General features: G+C 46.2%; 15 protein-coding genes. 10 read left to right on the top strand and 5 right to left on the bottom strand.

Features of this window, described 5'->3' with window-relative positions:
- Nucleotides 1-9: 9 nt before the first annotated feature.
- Entirely contained in the window at nt 10-1203 is a 1194-nt protein-coding gene (locus ABXT59_RS02920; RefSeq protein ID WP_443637586.1) for a hypothetical protein, read from the top strand.
- 69 nt (nt 1204-1272) lie between these two features.
- Here the strand turns inward: ABXT59_RS02920 and ABXT59_RS02915 are convergent, their stop codons facing one another.
- Nucleotides 1273-1623, bottom strand: coding sequence for a hypothetical protein (locus tag ABXT59_RS02915; protein WP_443637585.1), 351 nt, complete (start codon nt 1621-1623; stop codon nt 1273-1275).
- Between the two features lie 131 nt (nt 1624-1754).
- On the opposite strand from ABXT59_RS02915, the gene ABXT59_RS02910 reads away from it, so the two are divergent.
- Nucleotides 1755-2735, top strand: coding sequence for a threonine ammonia-lyase (locus ABXT59_RS02910; protein WP_443637584.1), 981 nt, complete (start codon nt 1755-1757; stop codon nt 2733-2735).
- Nucleotides 2736-2738: 3 nt separating this feature from the next.
- Here ABXT59_RS02910 and ABXT59_RS02905 read toward each other — a convergent pair whose 3' ends face one another.
- Nucleotides 2739-3314 carry a glycine zipper 2TM domain-containing protein gene (locus ABXT59_RS02905; RefSeq protein ID WP_443637583.1) on the bottom strand — a complete coding sequence of 192 codons (576 nt, stop codon included), beginning with the start codon at nt 3312-3314 and terminating at the stop codon, nt 2739-2741.
- A 217-nt stretch (nt 3315-3531) separates the two neighbouring features.
- On the opposite strand from ABXT59_RS02905, the gene ABXT59_RS02900 reads away from it, so the two are divergent.
- Entirely contained in the window at nt 3532-4554 is a 1023-nt protein-coding gene (locus ABXT59_RS02900; RefSeq protein ID WP_443637581.1) for an MBL fold metallo-hydrolase, read from the top strand.
- 82 nt (nt 4555-4636) lie between these two features.
- On the opposite strand, the gene glcF is transcribed toward ABXT59_RS02900, so the two are convergent.
- Genes glcF through ABXT59_RS02885 form a run of 3 tightly spaced genes read right to left on the bottom strand, consistent with a single transcriptional unit; the run spans nt 4637 to nt 8384 of the window.
- Nucleotides 4637-5881 carry a glycolate oxidase subunit GlcF gene (glcF, locus tag ABXT59_RS02895; RefSeq protein ID WP_443637579.1) on the bottom strand — a complete coding sequence of 415 codons (1245 nt, stop codon included), beginning with the start codon at nt 5879-5881 and terminating at the stop codon, nt 4637-4639.
- 3 nt (nt 5882-5884) lie between these two features.
- Nucleotides 5885-6925 carry a glycolate oxidase subunit GlcE gene (glcE, locus tag ABXT59_RS02890; protein ID WP_443637578.1) on the bottom strand — a complete coding sequence of 347 codons (1041 nt, stop codon included), beginning with the start codon at nt 6923-6925 and terminating at the stop codon, nt 5885-5887.
- A complete protein-coding gene (locus ABXT59_RS02885; RefSeq protein ID WP_443637576.1) occupies nt 6918-8384 on the bottom strand; it encodes an FAD-linked oxidase C-terminal domain-containing protein in 1467 nt (488 codons plus the stop codon). The genes glcE and ABXT59_RS02885 overlap by 8 nt, the downstream gene beginning before the upstream one ends.
- Before the next feature lie 295 nt (nt 8385-8679).
- Between ABXT59_RS02885 and ABXT59_RS02880 the strand changes: the two genes are divergently transcribed.
- The 7 genes from ABXT59_RS02880 (at nt 8680) to ABXT59_RS02850 (ending at nt 19367) form a co-directional block, all read left to right on the top strand.
- Complete coding sequence (locus ABXT59_RS02880; RefSeq protein WP_443637575.1) at nt 8680-9471, top strand: ion transporter; 792 nt, start codon at nt 8680-8682, stop codon at nt 9469-9471.
- A gap of 200 nt (nt 9472-9671) precedes the next feature.
- Entirely contained in the window at nt 9672-10790 is a 1119-nt protein-coding gene (locus ABXT59_RS02875) for a dimethylsulfoniopropionate demethylase (protein WP_443637573.1), read from the top strand.
- Nucleotides 10791-10922: 132 nt separating this feature from the next.
- On the top strand, nt 10923-12080 hold the full coding sequence (locus ABXT59_RS02870; RefSeq protein ID WP_443637572.1) for a dimethylsulfoniopropionate demethylase: 1158 nt from the start codon (nt 10923-10925) through the stop codon (nt 12078-12080).
- Nucleotides 12081-12098: 18 nt separating this feature from the next.
- Nucleotides 12099-13406: an O-acetylhomoserine aminocarboxypropyltransferase/cysteine synthase family protein gene (locus ABXT59_RS02865; RefSeq protein WP_443637571.1), complete on the top strand. Its 1308-nt coding sequence runs from the start codon at nt 12099-12101 to the stop codon at nt 13404-13406.
- Between the two features lie 2 nt (nt 13407-13408).
- Nucleotides 13409-14209 carry an alpha/beta fold hydrolase gene (locus tag ABXT59_RS02860; RefSeq protein ID WP_443637570.1) on the top strand — a complete coding sequence of 267 codons (801 nt, stop codon included), beginning with the start codon at nt 13409-13411 and terminating at the stop codon, nt 14207-14209.
- 2 nt (nt 14210-14211) lie between these two features.
- Nucleotides 14212-16542: a 3-hydroxyacyl-CoA dehydrogenase NAD-binding domain-containing protein gene (locus ABXT59_RS02855; RefSeq protein WP_443637569.1), complete on the top strand. Its 2331-nt coding sequence runs from the start codon at nt 14212-14214 to the stop codon at nt 16540-16542.
- 218 nt (nt 16543-16760) lie between these two features.
- Nucleotides 16761-19367, top strand: a complete 2607-nt coding sequence (locus tag ABXT59_RS02850; RefSeq protein WP_443637568.1) for a methyl-accepting chemotaxis protein — start codon at nt 16761-16763, stop codon at nt 19365-19367.
- The last annotated feature ends 27 nt before the right edge of the window (nt 19368-19394 follow it).

The raw sequence follows: 19394 nt of genomic DNA, 5'->3' as shown, positions 1-19394 counted from the left end.
GCCTTGCCAATGCTCTATCCCGTTGCCGGCATATTGCTCTGGGGCTTTGCATTGGCGTCTTTTAGCCTGCTCGCTCGACGTTCTTTAATACAGTCCATGGTTTTGATCAGCATTGGGTTAGCTGGTTTAACCTACAGCCTCTTTGAGGGTGCTTCCGCGCCATTTTTTCAACTAATCAATAGCAATACTAATCTGCTCGCTATGCTAGCCGCAGTGAGCTTTTTAAGCCTCATTGCCACACCCTCTAAGCAAAGTAAAAAAAGACAACCACCCGCAGGCAGAAAAGGCCTTATTAGCACTTTGGCGTCGGGGCACTTTTTTAGCGCTATCATTAACATGTCTGCGCTATTAATTATTGCAGACAAACTCAGCGCCCGTCGTCAGGTAGATACACGCACTGCCAGTTTGCTCACTGTCAACTTCGCAGTATGTGCACTTTGGTCACCATTTTTTGCGGCTATGGCATACACCTTAAGCTTAGTGCCAAATATGGACATGTTGACGGTAATGAGCGTGGGCGTTCCCATGGGGCTGATTAGCTTAGTCATGCTTTATTGGTTGCATCAAGAGCCAGAAGTGAAGCTCACCGGATACCCTCTGAAAGGTCGAAGTCTAGTTCTTCCTGCGCTATTGGCGGTGGCTGTGATTATCGCTCATGAAATTTGGCCCATGCTCGCTATCACACAAATCATTGCCATCAGTGCACCCGTATTGGTGGTCGTGGTATTGCTATATGAGGGTCGGGCTAACCAACTGCACCTTCACATTTGCAGCCGCTTAGCCAACATGCACAACGAAATGATGTTATTTTTAGCTGCTGGGGTTTTTGCTATTGGCTTAGGTGCCTTATTTAAGGTCATGCCACCATGGCTCCCCTTTAGTCATTATGAAGCGGTAGAAGCTTGTTTGACCCTCGGATTTTGCCTGCTAGTGGCTCGTTTGGGCATTCATTCCATTATGATTATGGCGGTTATTGCACCTTTATTGCTAACCCTAGAGCCTGATCCCAACCTACTGGCTATGACCTTTTTATCGGCTTGGGGATTGGGCAGCGCAATTAATCCAGTTTCGGGTACACTGCTTGCTATGCAAGGTAATTACAATATTAAAGGTAGCCACATTGCGCGCGCCAATAGCCTGCCGATCGCTCTACTTTATGGCATCAACTGTGCGGGATTTTTTGTCTATTCGGCATTGGCCTAATGCTGCTTTAAGCCCTAAAAACGACTTACATCAAAGCGCTCACTTGGCATTAAATTAGTCGTTTAACTACTAGGACCAAACCCAACGCAAAGGTTCGCCAAAGTCGTCATAAATCCACTTTTTGGTAGGCCGACGATTGGTTTTTACAGGGGTAGGCTTAGGTTGGCGACGTTCTTCTTTACGTTTTTCTATGGCCTCAACTTGAGAGGACAGCAACGTGCGTGTCTGTACCTGGCTTGCTATTGTTGCGCGCTGCTGATTAAAACAGCCGTTAACTAAAGCTGTTTCACCCTGCCCTATCTGCTCAACGCTGCCGCCGCGCGCTAAAAAATTCTCGACATCTTGGGCTAACTCTTGTTTAACCTGATGCTTATTAGGTGGTAACCTAAGGCGTGATTTTGGACGGCTGGTCAAGGTCATAGGGCGACGGCAAATAGAAACGCAATCGCCTATTATAACACAGGTTTTATTTTGAGGAACTTTAGCTGGCAGGAGAATGATTAGATGCTAGTATTTGATGTTAAATAGCTACAAAATAGGCCCCATGCGTTATGACTGACCTCGCAATTAATTACCAAGACATTGTTGCTGCTAGCCTGCGCATTAAAGGCCACGCCGTTATTACCCCACTGCTTGAATCTCCAATGCTTAATGAGCAACTAGGAGGGCGAGTGTTATTTAAAGCTGAAAACTTACAGCGCACCGGCTCATTTAAATTTCGTGGTGCTTTTAATAAGCTCAACAAACTTGCCCAAGCCCATCAACTGACAGGGGTCGTTGCTTATTCTTCAGGCAATCACGCGCAGGGAGTCGCAGCGGCAGCGGCGCACTTCGATGTGCCTGCTACCATTATCATGCCCGCTGACGCACCACAGATTAAAATTGCAAATACCAAAATCCTTGGTGCTACGGTGGTGTTATATGACCGTCATAAGGAAAATCGTGAGGCGATTGGCCAGCAACTGGCCCTTCAGCATAACCTTACCCTTATCCCACCCTATAACGATGCAGATATCATTGCTGGCCAAGGCACTATTGGACTAGAAGCAGCAAATCAACTGTTGGCTTTAGGTTTGACTCCAGATCAAGCCATTGGACCCATTGGCGGAGGAGGTTTAATTACTGGCAGCGCTACAGCACTCAAACAACACTTCCCCAACATCACTGTTTGGGGCGCAGAACCGGAAGGTTATGACGATGCCGCGCACTCAATAGCTGCTGGATTGCGTTTGTCGAATAAAAACCCACCCTCTTCTATCTGTGATGCCATCATGACACCCATGGTAGGTGAGTTAAATTTTCCCATTATGCAGCACTATTTGGCAGGCGCTAAAGTAGTGCAGGAGAAACACGTATTGGCAGCCATGCTGATGTGCATGCAGCAATTAAAAGTGGTGGTGGAACCCGGAGGCTGCGTTGGCTTAGCCGCTATTTTAAATCGCAGCTTAGCCATAAAAGACAAAATTACATTAGTCATATTATCTGGCGGTAACACAGACCCAGCGATGCTGGGTCTCGCATTAAACCAGTAGTCATTATTCAGCGGGGGTTATGTCAACATTAACACTCAAAAACTCACCCTTAGTGTAGGGTATTGTCGTGGTCATTTGCCACACATTGCCCCCAAATTCAATGTAAGTTTTGTAACCCGTCACTTGGTTCACACTGCGCTGCTGCATCACCACATCGCACACTTCTTGTTGTCTCTGACCGGTAATCACTTGCTTACTGTTGCCACTAAAGGAGCCTTTATTGGCAAGGTCTGCACCAGCAATCGCGCCAAGTAAGGTGGCTGCATCTTTACCCTTGCCGCCACCCACTGCATTACCCATTAAACCACCAAAAATTGCACCAGCCACAACATCAGCCGTGGAGGGTTGCTTGCCTCCTGATTGCGCACCATAGATAGGGATTTGTTCCACTCGACACGATTTAACAGGCACTTCTTGATACACCTGTGACACAATGTCGTCTGATTTTTGTAATACTTTCACTAACATCGTTTGGGCGCAGGCACCGCTTGCCAGCACCAAGCCTGCGGCAGCTAAGGCAAAGTTTAGAGTCAGTTGCTTAGTGGCCTTTTGCAGAGTCAATCGCGTCATTTTGTTCATAGCATCTTCCTTAACAGTAATGAGATTATTTTAGTATCTAGACTAGCACATTGCTAAATAATTCCCCTAGCCCGTGTCAAAATAAGTAAAGATTTTCTACTCTAAGCTTATTGAGCCAGCTCTAATGTATGATGTGGTCAAAATCAAAGGTCATTCAACCGTCTCAATTGACCCTAAAGAGGCCTGCTAAGTGTTATTAACTGTCAAAGGTATAATTTTGAATCTAAACGCTCAATTATTGGTCAAAAAAGGCTTTTTTTCTGCCCTCACAGGGCTAATTTTTACACTCGTTTTGCCGGCCTGCAGTGTCGCTGAAACTTTTAATAACACTAACCCAAACGTGGGTCCTAAAAGCCTAGGTGATGTTATTGAGTGGCGCCTATCCAAAAATGCATCACCAGCAAGAGTCGCTATAGAAGTTTCTGATGAGTGGCGCAATCTGACGCCTCAACCACATCCCTACGCCATTTGGATTGGTCATGCCACCTACCTTATCGACACAGGCGACGTGACTATTTTAACAGACCCCATTTTCTCAGATCGGGCCTCTCCAGTCAGCTGGGCTGGGCCAGAACGACTGATTCCACCTGCTATGTCAGTGCAACAATTACCCAAGATTGATGCCGTGTTGATTAGTCACAATCATTACGACCACCTTGATCTGCCAAGTTTGAAATTACTGCAAAAAAATAATCCAAATATGGTTATTTTGGCACCGCAAGGTGATAAAGAATTACTGGACTCAGAAGGCTTAAATCATGTGTCAGAATTTAGGTGGTGGCAAAATATTCAAGTCAAACAAACTGAATTTATCTTCACACCGGTGCAACATTGGTCTGGACGCGGCATTACTGGACGTAACACTAGCTTGTGGGGCGGTTGGTTTTTAAAAAGCCCTGCTCTATCACTTTACCACGCTGGTGATACTGGCTACTCCAAAGATTTTGTGGCCACGCAAGAGCGGTTGGGAACGCCAGACTTTGCGTTTATCCCCATTGGAGCCTATAAGCCCAGATGGTTTATGAAAGGCTCACATATTGATCCAGCAGAAGCGGTGCAAGTTGCCCTTGATTTGCAAGTATCCAAGTCATTTGGCATGCACTGGGGCACCTTTGTGTTAACCGACGAAAAGATTAAAGAGCCCCGTACATTGCTGGCTGAGGCATTAATCAAACGTCAATTGGCGCCTGATTTTTTTGTGGCTCCAAAACCTGGTGCGATCTTAAAGCTAGTCCCTTAAAGTTAACCCTTTAAAACGTGACCTTGCACTTTGCAGCTCAAGCCTACGAGAGAGTAAGGCCCATACTTAATTTAATAGTGGGTCATTCAACCAACAATTCTAACCAGTGTTTGACGGGTACATTTCCTGCACCACCTAAATGGAGTTGGCAGCCAATATTAGCCGTAACAATTAATTGCGGCGAGTCTATGGTTAGGTCCTTTATTTTTTGGCTACGCAGTTGGTGACTTAAGTCAGGTTGCAGCAACGAGTATGTGCCTGCTGAACCACAACACAAATGGTCATTTTTAGTAGCGGCAGTGTCTAGACCTAAATGGTCTAAAAGAGCTTTGACCTTAAACGGCAATTGCATGGCATGTTGCTGCGTGCACGGACAATGCACCGCCACTTTGCCTAACCCTTGGCCTAACGCTTTGCCCGCAACTTGGGGGTTATTTAACTTAGCTTTAATGGGCGCAAGGTCTTCTTGACCCAAAATTTCCACGATATCCTTGGCGGCCTTGGAAACTTGCTTGGCTTTATCTACATAAGTTAAGTCATCACGCAACATGTGGCCATACTCTTGCAACGCCGCACCGCAACCTGAGGCAGTAATCACCAGAGCTTCAGCACCAGCCTGCAATTCGGGCCATATTAAATCAATATTGTGCCTTGCTTGCTCTAGGGCTTTTTCATGGGCATTCAGATGATGATTAACAGCACCACAGCAACCACTTTGATGAAGCACTTTTAAGGTAATGCCCAATTGGTCTAGCACCTGTGCTGCAGCAATATCTGTATTGGGTGCCGCACTCGCTTGAGCACAGCCAGGCAAACTCAACATCACCCGTTTATGGTTACTTTGGGGGGCCACTAGTTGAGGCACAGCAAGAGGCACATGTTGTTTTATAACTACGGGCAACATGGGCCTAACTAACTGACCTAGTTTCAGTAATGGACCAAATCTGGACCGATAAGGTAATATTTGCCTTAGCCCCCAGCGCAATAGTTTTTGATGCATGGGACGAGGCGCTTTTTGCTCTACTACCACACGACCTAAGTCCACTAGATGACCATACTCCACGCCCGAAGGGCAGGTCGTTTCACAACTTCTGCAGGTCAAGCAGCGATCTAAATGATGACGCGTTTCTTGCGTCACTTGTTCACCCTCAAACATCGCTTTCATCATATAAATGCGGCCACGTGGGCTGTCACGTTCATCACCTAACAATAAATATGTTGGGCAGGTTGCAGTGCAAAAACCACAGTGCACGCAGGCTTGTAATATATCTTTAACTGGTGCAAATTGAGGTTGGTCAGCAAACTCTTTGGCAATAATGGTCTTCATAGTTTACATCCAAGCATATAGACGACCCACATTAAGAATTCCATGGGGGTCAAAGGCATGTTTTATGCGCTGCTGCAGGGCCTGCTGAGGCGCACTTATAGCACCATAAACCTCAGCTAATCGGTCACCGCCTTGATATTGCACCAGACCCTCCAGAGGCGTATCTGAAGTCTCTGTTAAGACCCAGCGTTCCGCTCCAGCCCAGTTAATCAAAGACGTATTAGGTACTGTGTTTGTGAGCGTATCGCTTGCCCCACTCCAACGCCATAAGGTTTGATCATGGCGTGGTTGCAATAGAGACCCTTCCCTTAGCGCTTGCCAAAATATTTCTGCAGCTTTTGATGCTAGCTTTTCACCACCCAAAAAAGTACTGGCTGAGGCTACTCCACCTGCACCACCTTGCAGTCTTACATAAAGCAGACCCTTAAAATGGCTCATACCCGTGATGGGTAGACTGAGGTTAGCCCAGCTCAACATTGCCTCTAATGCAGCTTCTATGGTCATGTCAAAGGTGAGGGTGTGGCCTGCCTTGAACTCTGGTAAAACTTTGATAGAGACGTCGGTAATCAGGCCCAAACTACCCATAGCACCGCACTGCAAACGCGTCACATCAAAGCCTGCAACGTTTTTCATCACTTGACCACCAAACTGCATCACTTCACCATAGCCATTGATGAGTCCTAGGCCCAGCAAACTGTCTTTAACACCACCAAACCAGGGCCGCGAAGCCCCTGTTTGATTCGCTGCCACAGTGCCACCAATGGTGGCTTCACCAGCAAAACTTGGGGGTTCAAAAGGCAGGCGTTGGTGTTGCTCTGCTAACAGATCGTTGAGTAGCGAAATTTTTGTGCCTGCACGCGCACGGACGACCAATTCAGTGGCGCTATAACTTATGACTCCGCTATGACTGGCCATATCAACCACTTCGCCGGAGGACTCTCTGCCTAGGTAAGTTTTAGTATTACCAGCCTCAATTTTAAGGGGTGTTTTCGTGGCATAAGCGTGTTGGATTTGTTGTTCTAACTGCAGGGTTAAATCACCCATGCTGTAAGCTCCGATATTCTTGGCAATACTTAAGTGTGGGAATAGCTTTGCCTGGGTTTAATAACTCTTCACTATCAAAGGCCGCTTTTAAGCGCCTGAACTGAGCCAACTCTGCATCTCCAAATTGATAGGGCATTTGGGGCATTTTTTCTAAACCCACACCGTGTTCACCAGTAATAGTGCCCCCCACATCAACACATAAAGTCAGAATATCTCCGCCTAATAATTCTGCTTGCTCGAGTTCTCCATCAATGCTGGCATCAAACAGAATAAGTGGGTGTAAATTGCCATCGCCAGCATGAAAAACGTTGGCAACCCGAAGCCCATAAAACTGGGATAATTCACTAATACGCGTTAACACGAAACCCACCTGGCTGCGGGGGATAGTGCCATCCATACAATAATAATCGGGAGATATACGTCCCACTGCAGGAAAAGCCGCTTTACGCCCTTGCCATAAGGCTGCAGCTTCTGTGGCATCTTTAGCGATACGAATATGGTGCGCGCCGTGTTGCTTAAAACACTCACACACCAAAAGTAATTGCTCTTCGACTTCGGCATCAGTGCCGTCTAACTCACAAATGAGCAATGCTTGGGCATCTGTTGGATATCCCACTTTGACAAAGTCTTCGGCCGCACTAATAGCCAAATGGTCCATCATCTCTAAACCCGCAGGGATAATACCCTGCCCAATCAGGGCTGCAACTGCATCACCTGCAGCGGTAACGCTGTCATAGGCCGCCACAAGCACTTGCACTCTTGGTGCCCTTGGTAATAGTTTGACCTTCGCTTCCACCACTACACCTAGCAACCCTTCAGAACCGACCATTAAGCTCAATAAATCCATACCGGGTTCATCTAAACCTGTACCACCCAAGGTCATTATTTCCCCTTCAATGGTCACCATAGTAACTTGTAGCAGGTTATTCACTGTAAGGCCGTACTTAAGACAGTGTACTCCACCCGAATTTTCCGCCACGTTACCACCGATGGTACAGGCAATTTGTGAAGATGGGTCTGGCGCATAATACAGGCCAAAAGGCGCAACGGCCTCCGTGAGTGCTAGATTACGCACACCCGGTTGCACTGTTGCTGTGCAGGTTTCATGGTTGATATGGATAATTTGATTAAGTTTGGTCATGACCAATAAAAGACCTTCAGCATGGGGCATTGCGCCAGCGCATAGACCGGTGCCGGCACCCCTTGGCACTAAGGGTACCCCATGCAAGTGGGAAAGACGCAGAATAGCCTGCACTTGGTCTACAGTTTCTGGCATCGCTGTGACTAAAGGTAATTGCTGGTATATAGTCAAGCCATCACATTCAAAAGGTCTTTGACCTTCTTTTGAAAGAATCACCGCACCAACTGGCAGTATTTTTTGTAAGGCGCTGACAAAGACGGATACGTCTATCAGGCTCTCATGGGAGGGCTTGTTAGATGCATTTGATAAGGTATTCATAACCATAACCTAGACCATAATATTTAAATTGGTAAAGTATTATTACCAATATTTAAGCTAGGTTATCACACCCTTCTCATGAAAGGCATATTGTTTCTCGTTATTGTGCTGGGCCAATATTACTGTTTCAAACAGAAACATTGAGGTTAAGTGACGGTTCGCAAAGCACTATAAGCTAGAAAGCTATTATTTTAAAAAACTAGATCTAACAGCCATTGAAGCCGCACAGCAAGCAAGGTATATTTACCAGCGACCCTAAAACAGTCCTAAAATCGCACTTAATGAGCCCTTTTCAATGATTCCCCTCAGTCTTCAATCTCGGTTATTTACCCTACGATCTAACAAAATATTTGAGTTATTTGTGGTCAGCATCATCTTGCTATCTGCCTTGGTCATTGGCGCTAAAACCTATTCGATGCCCGCGGGCTTGATTAGCCTCATCGGTTTTTTAGACATTGGCATTACGATTTTTTTCCTGATAGAAATCAGTATTCGTTTTGCAGGTGATCCTCAGAAAAGTAGGTTCTTTTTTAATGGCTGGAATGTTTTCGATAGCGTCATTGTTATTGTCAGCCTGATTCCTATAGAGGACAGTGAATTAGCTCTAGTTGGCCGCCTTATTCGTATTTTTCGGGTGTTGCGAATGGTGTCAGTGGTGCCTGAACTGCGCATATTACTGAATTCACTCATTAAGGCGATGCCTCAGTTGGGTTATGTTCTGTTACTAATGTTCATCATTTTTTACATTTATGCGGCTGTTGGCACCACTTTCTTCGACACCATTAATCCCGTTTTATGGGGTGATATATCAATCTCTATGCTCACGCTGTTTAGAGTGATGACCTTTGAAGATTGGACCGATGTAATGTACGAAGTGATGGCAGTTTATGGTTACGCGTGGGTGTTCTTTTTGAGTTTTATATTTCTGACTACCTTTGCATTTTTAAATATGGTGATTGGCATCGTTGTCAATGTCATGGAAAATGAAAATGCAGCCGAACGTCTAGCCGATGGAGAACCCTCAATGACCGACTTACGCAATGAATTAGCTGAAATAAAAGCCCTGTTAAAACACCAAGGCGGCTAACTCTTAGTAGTGGACAAGTGCCCAGACACCAGCCCACTTAATAGTAGGTTAAAAGCCCGCGGGGTCATTGCCTGCATTTGCTTATTTACGTCTTTGTAAGGAGCAGAGCGACCTAGCCATGTCCATGTTAATAAGAAGGCTTGAAGCTTACCTTTATTAAGGGCAGAATGAAGTCCTTTTAGTGCAGCGGAGTCATTTGCATGCGTCCACATTTGTCTATTTCACGGCGTACGAGTCGCACCCCTTTTAGCAGTCGCGTAGAGGCTGCTGGTGCGACAGGCTACACGGTTTATAATCACACCTTATTAGCCACCTCATTCCGTGGCATTGAAGTGGATTATTGGCACTTGTGTGAAAATGTTCAGGTGTGGGATGTGAGTTGTGAAAAACAAGTGACCCTCATGGGCCCTGGCGCTAACCAGTTGGCTCAATACATGACACCTAGAGACCTTTCGAATGCCCAAGTAGGCCGTTGTTATTACTTACCCATGTGTGATGAGAACGGCAGCATGATTAGTGATGGCGTAGGCATTAAGATCAATGATCGCCACTGGCGTTTATCTGTTGCAGACTCAGATGTATTGCTGTGGGCAAAAGGCTTAGCCGTTGGCTTTGGTTTAGATGTTGAGGTCAGAGAACCAGAAATTTATCCCTTAGCAGTGCAAGGACCTAAAGCAGAGGAATTAATGTGCCGCGTTTTTGGTGATGCCATTAAAGAACTCGGCTTTTTTGCCATCGCACCCTTTGTTTATAAGGGCAAGCGCATGAAAGTAGCTCGTTCTGGCTGGAGTAAACAAACCGGCTTTGAAGTGTTTGTTAATGATGCACATATTGGCACCCAATTATGGGATGAATTGTTTGCTAAAGGACAAGACTTGGATGTGCGTGCAGGTTGCCCCAACTTGATTGAGCGCATTGAGAGTGGACTCATGTCTTTTGGCAGCGATATGGACCACACAACCACACCGTTTGAAATTGGTTTAGAAAAATACATCAACCTTGATGCCGATATTGAAAGCCTAAGCTTGCCTGCATTAAGACTTCACACCCCGACCAAAAAACTGATGGGTTTGGTACTGGAGTACCATCGCAGTTTAAGTGACGTGAATGTGTTTGTTGGTGATCAAAAAATTGGGGATATTCGCAGCCAAGCATACTCCCCTAGGTACATGCGTCGTTTGGCCTTTGTCATGTGTGATTTAGAAGCCTTAAATGGGGCTAAAACAGTAGCCGTTAACACTGATCAAGGCCAAGTGACTGGCACGCTCACCAGCTTACCTTTTAACTTTGAGGCCTTAGGCCTTAAGGCCTGTCGTTGAACCCCTTGAAACACCAAAATTAGCCCCGTCAGTCTGAAAAGTGACTGACTAGACTTATGTATTTCCCCAAGGAGAAAGCTGGCGTATATTGCGCCCATATGTTCAACCCCTAACATTGTTTGGTCGCCACTTATGAACCCAGAACTGTCTATCACTCGTCTATCAACTTCCAATCTTTCAATCAGTCGGCGTACCCGCGCAACCCCCTTTACCAGTCGCGTTGAAGCCGCAGGGGTGCAAGCCTACACTATCTACAACCACACGCTATTAGCGGCGAACTTCCGCGGTATGGAAGACGACTATTGGCACTTGTGTGAACATGTACAAGTGTGGGATGTTTCGGCTGAAAAACAAGTGGCTATTAGTGGTCCCGATGCCTACCGCCTCATCCAAATGATGACCCCTAGAGACTTATCCAAAGCCCGTATTGGTCGATGCTTTTATGTGCCCCTTTGCAATCCTGAAGGTGGCATTGTTAATGATCCCATCGCCATAAAACTCACTGAAACTGATTGGTGGTTATCGATTGCTGATACAGATGTCATGTTATGGGCGCAGGGTTTAGCCATTGGGTTTAACTTGGATGTTAGTGTCACCGAACCTGATGTTTGGCCCATTGCCGTGCAAGGTCCCAAGGCAGAAGAGCTCATGGCGAGGGTGTTTGGGGAAGGTGTGCGCGACATTAAATTCTTTCAAATTAAACCCATGTCATACCAAGGGGTAGAGATGCAGGTGGCCCGATCTGGCTGGAGTAAACAAGGTGGTTTTGAAATTTATGTGGATAATGCAAGTCTTGCGGGTCCATTATGGGATGAATTTTTCGCAAAGGGCAAAGATTTAAATGTAGGCCCTGGATGCCCTAATGGCATAGAGCGCGTTGAAAGTGGACTATTGTCCTTAGGCAACGACATGGATTATACCACCACACCTTTTGAATGTGGCCTAGGCCAATATGTCGATTTAGATGCTGATATAGAGAGCTTATCCTTGCCTGCTTTGCGCCAGCATGTGCCAGCGAAAAAACTCATGGGTTTAGTCATTAACCAAACCTGTACTATTTCTCAAACAGACGTCTTCTTGGAAGACCAATGGGCGGGCGAAATCACCAGCCAAGCCCCTTCGCCTAAATATGGGGTACACTTAGCGTTTGCGTTGTGTTCTTTGCCCACTTTAGGCGATAGCCTAACGGTCGATGTGCACACCAGCCTTGGCAAATTGCAAGGCCAACTGACGAGTCTACCTTTTAACTTTGAGGCCCTAGGCTTGACCCCACAACCAGCTGCTGATTAAGCACCTTAAGGCAACACTATGAGCAAATCTTCTTATTTAGGCGCCGATACCATTGCGCTCCACAGTGGCTATCAGCCAGAATCAGATCATGGTTCTAGGGCAGTGCCTATTTACCAAACAACCTCATACGTGTTTGATAGTGTCGATGAAGCTTCCGCGTTATTCAATGTGGAGCAAGGTGGGCATATCTACAGCCGGATTTCTAACCCCACTGTGGCGGTCTTAGAACAGCGCTTGGCTGCTTTAGAAGGAGGTGCAGGAGCAATTTGTACGGCGTCTGGCATGAGTGCCCTGTTTGTGAGTTTTTTCAGCCTGTGTTCTGCTGGCGATCATATTGTTAGTGCTGCTCAGATATACGGATCCACCGTGACACTTTTGAAGCACTCCCTTAAGCGATTTAACATTGACTGCACCTTTGTTGACATTAATGATCAACAGGCTTTAGCTGCTGCCATACAGGACAACACTAAGTTAGTGTTTTGCGAATCCATCGGTAACCCTGGCCTTGCAGTTTCTAACTTACCTGCCATTGCAGAAACTGCTCATGCTCAGGGCATACCCTTGGTTGTGGATGCAACGTTTGCAACGCCCTACCTCAATAATCCGATTGAGCATGGTGCTGATGTCGTGGTGCATTCAGTGACTAAGTGGATTGGTGGCCATGGCGTTGCTATAGGGGGTGTAGTCATTGATGGAGGTAATTTTGATTGGCTTAAAAGTGGTCGCTTCCCCACCCTAACCCAGCCCTACGAACCCTTTCACGGCATGAATTTTTGGGAAGAATTTGGCCCTGCTGCTTTAGCCATGCGCATCCGCTGTGAATCGATGCGTGACATAGGTGCAGCCATGACGCCCCATAATGCTTTTTTGTTATTGCAGGGCTTGGAAACGTTAAACTTGCGCATGCAGCAGCATGTCTCTAACGCTCAAGCGATGGTCACTTGGCTGCAAACACAGGATGCAGTCGCTTGGGTTAATCACCCTGACATTAATGCTGACGCGCATACCAAAGCACTTTTCCCTAAAGGTGCAGGTTCAATGCTCACCTTTGGAGTGAAAGGTGGTCGCGATGCTGGAGCTGCCTTTATCAACGCCCTACAATTATCATCAAACCTAGCCAATGTGGGTGACTCTCGGACTCTGGTGCTCCATCCAGGTAGCACGACTCATTCGCGACTGAGTGAAAACGACCTCATAGCTGCAGGCATCGGTGCAGACCTTATCAGGGTGTCTGTAGGAATTGAGACGCTAAAAGATATTCAAGCCGATTTTAGCCTGGGTTTGCGAGCAGCAGCTAAGATTGTGGCGCAACAGGCAGAGACGTAAACATGTATATTCAAGTTGATAACGCTAATACGTTTATTGCCACTGGTGGAAAACCATTTGCAGCCCATTTACCCACAGTCGTTTTATTACACGGTTCAGGCACCGATCACCGGTGCTGGGCCCTGCAGGCACGCTGGTTTGCCTTCCACGGTTATAGTGTATTTGCTCCCGACTTTCCCGCCCATAGCTTATCTGAGGGCGAAGCCCTCACTAGTATCGAACTCATGGCAGCTTGGCTTGTGCGAGCATTGGACACCGCCAAGGTAGACAAGGTCCACTTAGTAGGACATTCCCAAGGATTTTTAGTGGCTTTAGAAGCTGCAGGTTTACTCGGTGATCGACTTAAATCTATCACCGCTCTTGCCACTGCTAGCGCCATACCTGTGAATCCAGCCTTAGTTGAAACGGCACAATCCAACCCCAAAATTGCCGCCGAAATGATGCTGCAGTGGGGTTTTGGTAGCCCACATCAATACGGTGCGAGCTCAGTACCTGGCATGCAGCCCATTGGTATTGGCACTCGGATTATGGCAAATAACCCTCTCGCAATAGACTTAATCGCATGCAATGCATATGAAAAAGGTGCTGAAAAGGCTCTCCAACTTGCCAACGTAGGTTGCCCTAGTTGCGTCATTCTAGCGGCACAGGACCGCATGACTCCCAAAAAAGAAGGCTTGAAGCTCGCATTGGACTTAAACACAGCCGCACAGATTATTGCTGACAGTGGGCATATGTTGCCAATGGAAGCGCCCAAAGAAAGCCTCAACCTAATGAAAAAATTTATCCAATCTTTAGAGACATAATCATGGCCAAGTTGATTAATAATTCGTTGTCTGCAGCATCACCCATCAAGAAAGTTGCAGTCATTGGTGCTGGCACAATGGGCGCAGGCATTGCGGGTCAAGTGGCCAATGCTGGAGTAGAAGTCTGGCTATTAGATCTTCCCAGCGCTGGAGACAGTGTTAATGCTTTAGCTGAACGTGGATTTAAGCGCCTCAACAACCCGAATGCTCCAGGTTTAATGAGTAATGAAGCGGGTCAACTTATTCACTGTGGCAACACCGAGGATGACTTTGAGCAACTTGCAGATTGTGATTGGGTAGCCGAAGCCGTAGTTGAGCGTTTGGACATTAAACAAGCCTTATACCAGCGCATAGATGTGATGACTGGCGCAAACACCATTATTACTTCAAATACGTCCACCATCCCCATCAGTTTGCTGACTCAGGGCATGCCTCAAGCCTTTTGCGAACGCTTTGCTATTACACACTTTTTTAACCCTGTGCGTTTTATGCGTTTATTAGAGCTGGTGCGGGGCGAACATACCAGTGATGAAGTGGTTAAGACCTTAGAGCAATTTTGTGAAAGTAATTTGGGTAAGGGCGTTGTGGTATGTGAAGACACACCGGGGTTTTTAGGTAATCGAGTGGGCGTATTTGCCATCCAATGTGCCTTGCATACGGCCTTTGATATGGGTTTATCTCCCGCTGAGGCGGATGCATTATTTGGCCGCCCCATGGGCATTCCTAAAACTGGCGTATTTGGCTTGTATGATTTAATCGGCATTGACCTTATGGCTGATGTGGCAAAGAGCCTCGAAAGTATATTGCCAGCAGAGGACGAGTTTCACCAATATGCTCAGCCTATTCCTTTAATGACAAAAATGGTGGCTAACGGACAAACTGGCAATAAAGGAGGTCAAGGATTTTACCGAGATACAGACGCTGGTAAACAAATGTTGAACTTAACTGATGGTACGTATCAAACGACAGCCCGTTTGCAACTGCCAATGGCGCAACAAGCAGAAGTTCAAGGCGTTGCTGTATTATTAGATGACGATAGCGCATATGGTCGTTTTGCATGGCAAGTCTTGTCGAGCACATTGAATTACGCAGCTGCCCTGATCCCAGAAATTGGTCGCAACATTCTACCCATCGACGACGCTATGAAACTTGGCTATAACTGGATTTATGGCCCCTTTGAGTTATTAGATCAGATTGGTGCTCAGCGAGTGGTTGAGCGTATGCAAAAAGAAAACCGTCAGGTCGCGCCCATGCTTTTATTGGCAGCTAAACAACAAGGTTTCTATCAAGTCATTGACCAGCAATTATGCAGCTTAGAACAAGAGGGCCAATATGCTCCAATTAACAGACCCACTGGTGTACTGCGTTTTTCTGAATTACGCCAAACCCTAACGGCTCAGTATAGTAATGCTAAAGCCAGTTGGTTTGAGTATGATGGGGCAGCTATTATAGAATTTCATTCCAAGGCTAACGCCCTAGATAGTGAGTCTATGGATGTTATTCGCCATGCGCTTGAGCAGGCACAGCAGCGCCAACTGCGAGGTGTTGTGATTCACAATGACGCCCAACATTTTTCCTGTGGAGTAAATCTAGTTGCCTTTCGCGAGTTCTTTGAAACCCAAGATTACAAGGGTATGGATGACTTCCTAAATCATTTTCAACAAACAATGCACGCCATTAATGAGTGTCCCTTACCGGTCATTGCTGCACCGGCGGGCATGTCTATTGGCGGAGGTTTTGAAGTAGTGTTAGCCGCTGACCATGTCATTGGACATGCGAATTCTGTCATGGGCTTAGTCGAATCAAGCGTTGGCGTTGTGCCAGGTGGAGGGGGCTGTAAAGAGTATCTATACCGTTGGTATGAAGTACTTGGCGATATGAAAGCTGCGGCATGGAAAGCGTTTATGATTTTGGGATATGGTTGGACAGCAACGTCCCCCATAGAAGCTACTGAGCAAGCTATGCTGTACCCAGAAGATCAATACATGATGAACCGAGACCGGTTATTAGGTGAAGCATTATCACAACTGGATCGCGTCAAAAAAGCAAAACCCCGCCAACCACTGCCAATGGCAGGTGAAGATACGTATAGGGAAATGATGGATTGGTTGTTCGAAGCCGAAGATCAACAAAAAATTACTGCCCACGACGTCGCGGTAGGTACCGAACTAGCCCGTATTTTTACCGGTGGCAAAGTCAAACCTAATACCATGATGAGTGAGCAGGATTTGTTTGATGCCGAACGGGAGTCATTTTTGCGCTTAGCCCGCTCTAAGGATACCCAAGCTCGCATTGTAAGTATGCTTGACCTAGGCAGTCCGATAAGAAATTAGCACAACATTGATCGTTAACTAGCTATTAGGTGCGCAGCACCTAATTTAGGCTGTGCAGTAACAGTTCTTTTGCATTGTTAAACTTCGCCCTAGGCATGAACTGTTGCAGACACACTAGCCATGAACTGGCTAGGGGTGTAATCTATTGATAAGACTAGAGTGTTCAATCAAGTTTTTGTACTAGTTTCTGCTAATTATTCGACACGGAGAAGGACATCATGCCGAGTTTGTTCGCTAAAATAAGCATCAGTAAGAAACTGATTGCTGCTTTTTTGCTGGTGGGGATTATCCCACTTATGGTTTTGGGTCTAACTACTTTGGATAGTGCCTCCAAAGCTTTAGAAAAACAGTCATTAAACCAGCTTGAAACGGTTCGCAGCATTAAAAAAGGACAAATAGAAGACTACTTTAAATCAACACAAGAAGATCTCGCTATACTTAGCAAAACCATTCGACCGCACATGTACATGTGTCCACTAAACATGTGTGCCAATCTAAATCTGTCTGGTAAAGAGAACGCCCACTTCAACGCCTACATTGAAACATACGGTTATCGCGACCTCTTTATTATTAAGACAGATGGCTATGTTGGCTATACAGCCACTAAGAAGACTGACTACCAATCTAACCTTATCAATGGCGCATATGCGGAGTCTAGTTTAGGTCGATTATTCCGTGACGTCATGGCCACTGGCGAATTTGGCTTTGCCGACTTTGAAGCCTATGCACCCTCCAGCGGCGTCCCTGCTAGTTTTATTGCTCAACCGATTACCAATGCTGCAGGCAAAATAAAAGCGGTTGTGGCCCTGGAGATTTCAACTGATAGCATTAACAAAATCATGGCTGAGCGATCTGGAATGGGATCAACAGGGGAAAGCTATTTGGTGGGTGCTGACCATTTAATGCGCTCTGATTCATTCCTTGACCCCATCAACCATTCAGTCGAAGCGTCGTTTGCCAACCCTCAGGAGGGTAGTATTGATTCTGACTCAACGAAAGCTGGGCTTGCAGGCCAAAGTGGCTCTAGCACCATTATGAACTACAATGGCAATCCAGTTCTTTCGTCATATACCCCTGTTAATATATTGGGCAGTCAATGGGCTTTGATTGCAGAGGTTGACAGAGCTGAAGCTTTTGCACCTATGCAAGAACTTAAAGTCTTAGCCTTTAAAATTGGCATAATCGGTAGTGTGCTTATTTATATATTGGCCTTTTTTATGTCGCGTTCAATAAGGCGTCCCATTTTGTCATTGTCTCAATTATTCAAGAAGATCGATGCCTCGGGTGACTTTTCCCTGCGAGTGACTGATATCGTCTCAACTGATGAAATTGGTCAAATGGCTAACGCAGTCAACCAGCATTTAGAATCCTTACAACACGCCATCGGTGCTGCCAATACGGTGGTGGCAGATCTCTCCAAAGGTCGGTTCGAAAATCGTATTGAGCTTGAATTTGTGGGTGATCTGGCCACTTTAAAAGAGGGTGTCAATAATTCTGCTGACAGCGTAGAAAAAACCATGAATGGCCTTGAGGAGGTCCTAAAAGCCATTGCTACGGGTAACTTTAGTTACCGCTTAGAAGGTGCAAGTGCCATAGGATCTGACTTCCGTGCCACTCTCATAAGCACCATGAAAACGATGGAGCAAGCCATTGGTGAAATTAACCAAGTAATGAATGCGGCAGCATCAGGTAACTTTGACTTACGGGTCGAAACGCCTCTCCAAGGCGACTTAGATCAACTTAAGTTGGGTGTTAACAAGTCCATTAACGCCATTGCGGATGCCCTAAGTGAAACCACTGTAATGGCCGAAAAGATGGCCCATGGCAATTTAACGCAGCGTATTACTGGGCAATATAAAGGCCGTTTAGAAGAATTAAAAACTGCACTCAATAGCTCGGTTGATAACATGGAAAAAACGGTGTCTGCCGTGTTGAAAGCCACTGATAGTGTCGCTGCAAACGCAAGTGAAATTACCCATGGCGCTGATGACCTTGCTCAGCGAACTGGTGAACAAAGTGCTTCTTTGGAGGAAACCTCTTCTAGCATGGAAGAAATGGCTGCGACCATTGAACACAATACTGATCGGGCTAATGAAGCGAGCAAGTTAGTGAAAACGACCCAACAAGACTCTGCTGACGGTGTAGAAGTGGTGAGTAAGGCCGTTCAGGCCATGGGCCACATTGAAAAATCCAGCACTAAAATTGTTCCTATTATCACGTTGATTGAGGGTATTGCTTTTCAAACCAACTTATTAGCTCTTAACGCTTCTGTTGAAGCTGCTCGAGCGGGTGAACATGGCAGGGGATTTGCTGTCGTGGCAGGAGAAGTTAGAACGCTGGCTCAGCGAGCCGCGGATGCAGCAAAGGACATTAAAGTATTGATTGATGAGAGCTCAAATAATGTAAAAGAGGGTCGTAGCTTAGTCAACAAAACGGGTGAGTCATTAACCTCAATCAGTCAATCGATCACTCAGATTAATGATATTGTAGCAAACATTGCCACTGCAACTAAAGAGCAAACCGCTGCCGTTACCCAGATTAATTCTGCTGTTGGCCAGTTGGAAAATGTTAACCAACAAAACGTCGCGTTGGTTGAAGAGTCGTCGGCTTCAAGCTACTCCTTAAGAGATCAAACTAAAGCACTTAAAGATCAAATTTCCTTCTTTAAAGTGACTGCTTCTGTAATTCACACGCCGTCTGCCGCGCCATTGCGTTCAGCAGAACAGGTATTTGGCAAACAAGCCTTGGCAGAAATGACCACGCCAGCTGGCAAGCATGAACCTGCACCTGTCATAAAAAGTGACGATGATTGGCAAGAGTTTTAATACTCAGCCAGTCTAGAAAACCAGCTC

This window comes from Candidatus Njordibacter sp. Uisw_058 (genome assembly GCF_047730065.1).
GTDB lineage: Bacteria > Pseudomonadota > Gammaproteobacteria > Pseudomonadales > Balneatricaceae > Njordibacter.
The sequence above is the reverse complement of the archived record's forward strand: the minus strand, read 5'-3'. Positions and strand labels throughout refer to the sequence as shown.

Excerpts from the sequence above, each read along its gene's own strand:
- ABXT59_RS02920 (WP_443637586.1), top strand. The coding sequence starts at position 10 with ATGCTCTATCCCGTTGCCGGCATATTGCTCTGGGGCTTTGCATTGGCG.
- ABXT59_RS02915 (WP_443637585.1), bottom strand. The coding sequence starts at position 1,623 with ATGACCTTGACCAGCCGTCCAAAATCACGCCTTAGGTTACCACCTAAT.
- ABXT59_RS02910 (WP_443637584.1), top strand. The coding sequence starts at position 1,755 with ATGACTGACCTCGCAATTAATTACCAAGACATTGTTGCTGCTAGCCTG.
- ABXT59_RS02905 (WP_443637583.1), bottom strand. The coding sequence starts at position 3,314 with ATGAACAAAATGACGCGATTGACTCTGCAAAAGGCCACTAAGCAACTG.
- glcF (WP_443637579.1), bottom strand. The coding sequence starts at position 5,881 with ATGAAGACCATTATTGCCAAAGAGTTTGCTGACCAACCTCAATTTGCA.
- glcE (WP_443637578.1), bottom strand. The coding sequence starts at position 6,925 with ATGGGTGATTTAACCCTGCAGTTAGAACAACAAATCCAACACGCTTAT.
- ABXT59_RS02885 (WP_443637576.1), bottom strand. The coding sequence starts at position 8,384 with ATGAATACCTTATCAAATGCATCTAACAAGCCCTCCCATGAGAGCCTG.
- ABXT59_RS02880 (WP_443637575.1), top strand. The coding sequence starts at position 8,680 with ATGATTCCCCTCAGTCTTCAATCTCGGTTATTTACCCTACGATCTAAC.
- ABXT59_RS02875 (WP_443637573.1), top strand. The coding sequence starts at position 9,672 with ATGCGTCCACATTTGTCTATTTCACGGCGTACGAGTCGCACCCCTTTT.
- ABXT59_RS02870 (WP_443637572.1), top strand. The coding sequence starts at position 10,923 with ATGAACCCAGAACTGTCTATCACTCGTCTATCAACTTCCAATCTTTCA.
- ABXT59_RS02865 (WP_443637571.1), top strand. The coding sequence starts at position 12,099 with ATGAGCAAATCTTCTTATTTAGGCGCCGATACCATTGCGCTCCACAGT.
- ABXT59_RS02860 (WP_443637570.1), top strand. The coding sequence starts at position 13,409 with ATGTATATTCAAGTTGATAACGCTAATACGTTTATTGCCACTGGTGGA.
- ABXT59_RS02855 (WP_443637569.1), top strand. The coding sequence starts at position 14,212 with ATGGCCAAGTTGATTAATAATTCGTTGTCTGCAGCATCACCCATCAAG.
- ABXT59_RS02850 (WP_443637568.1), top strand. The coding sequence starts at position 16,761 with ATGCCGAGTTTGTTCGCTAAAATAAGCATCAGTAAGAAACTGATTGCT.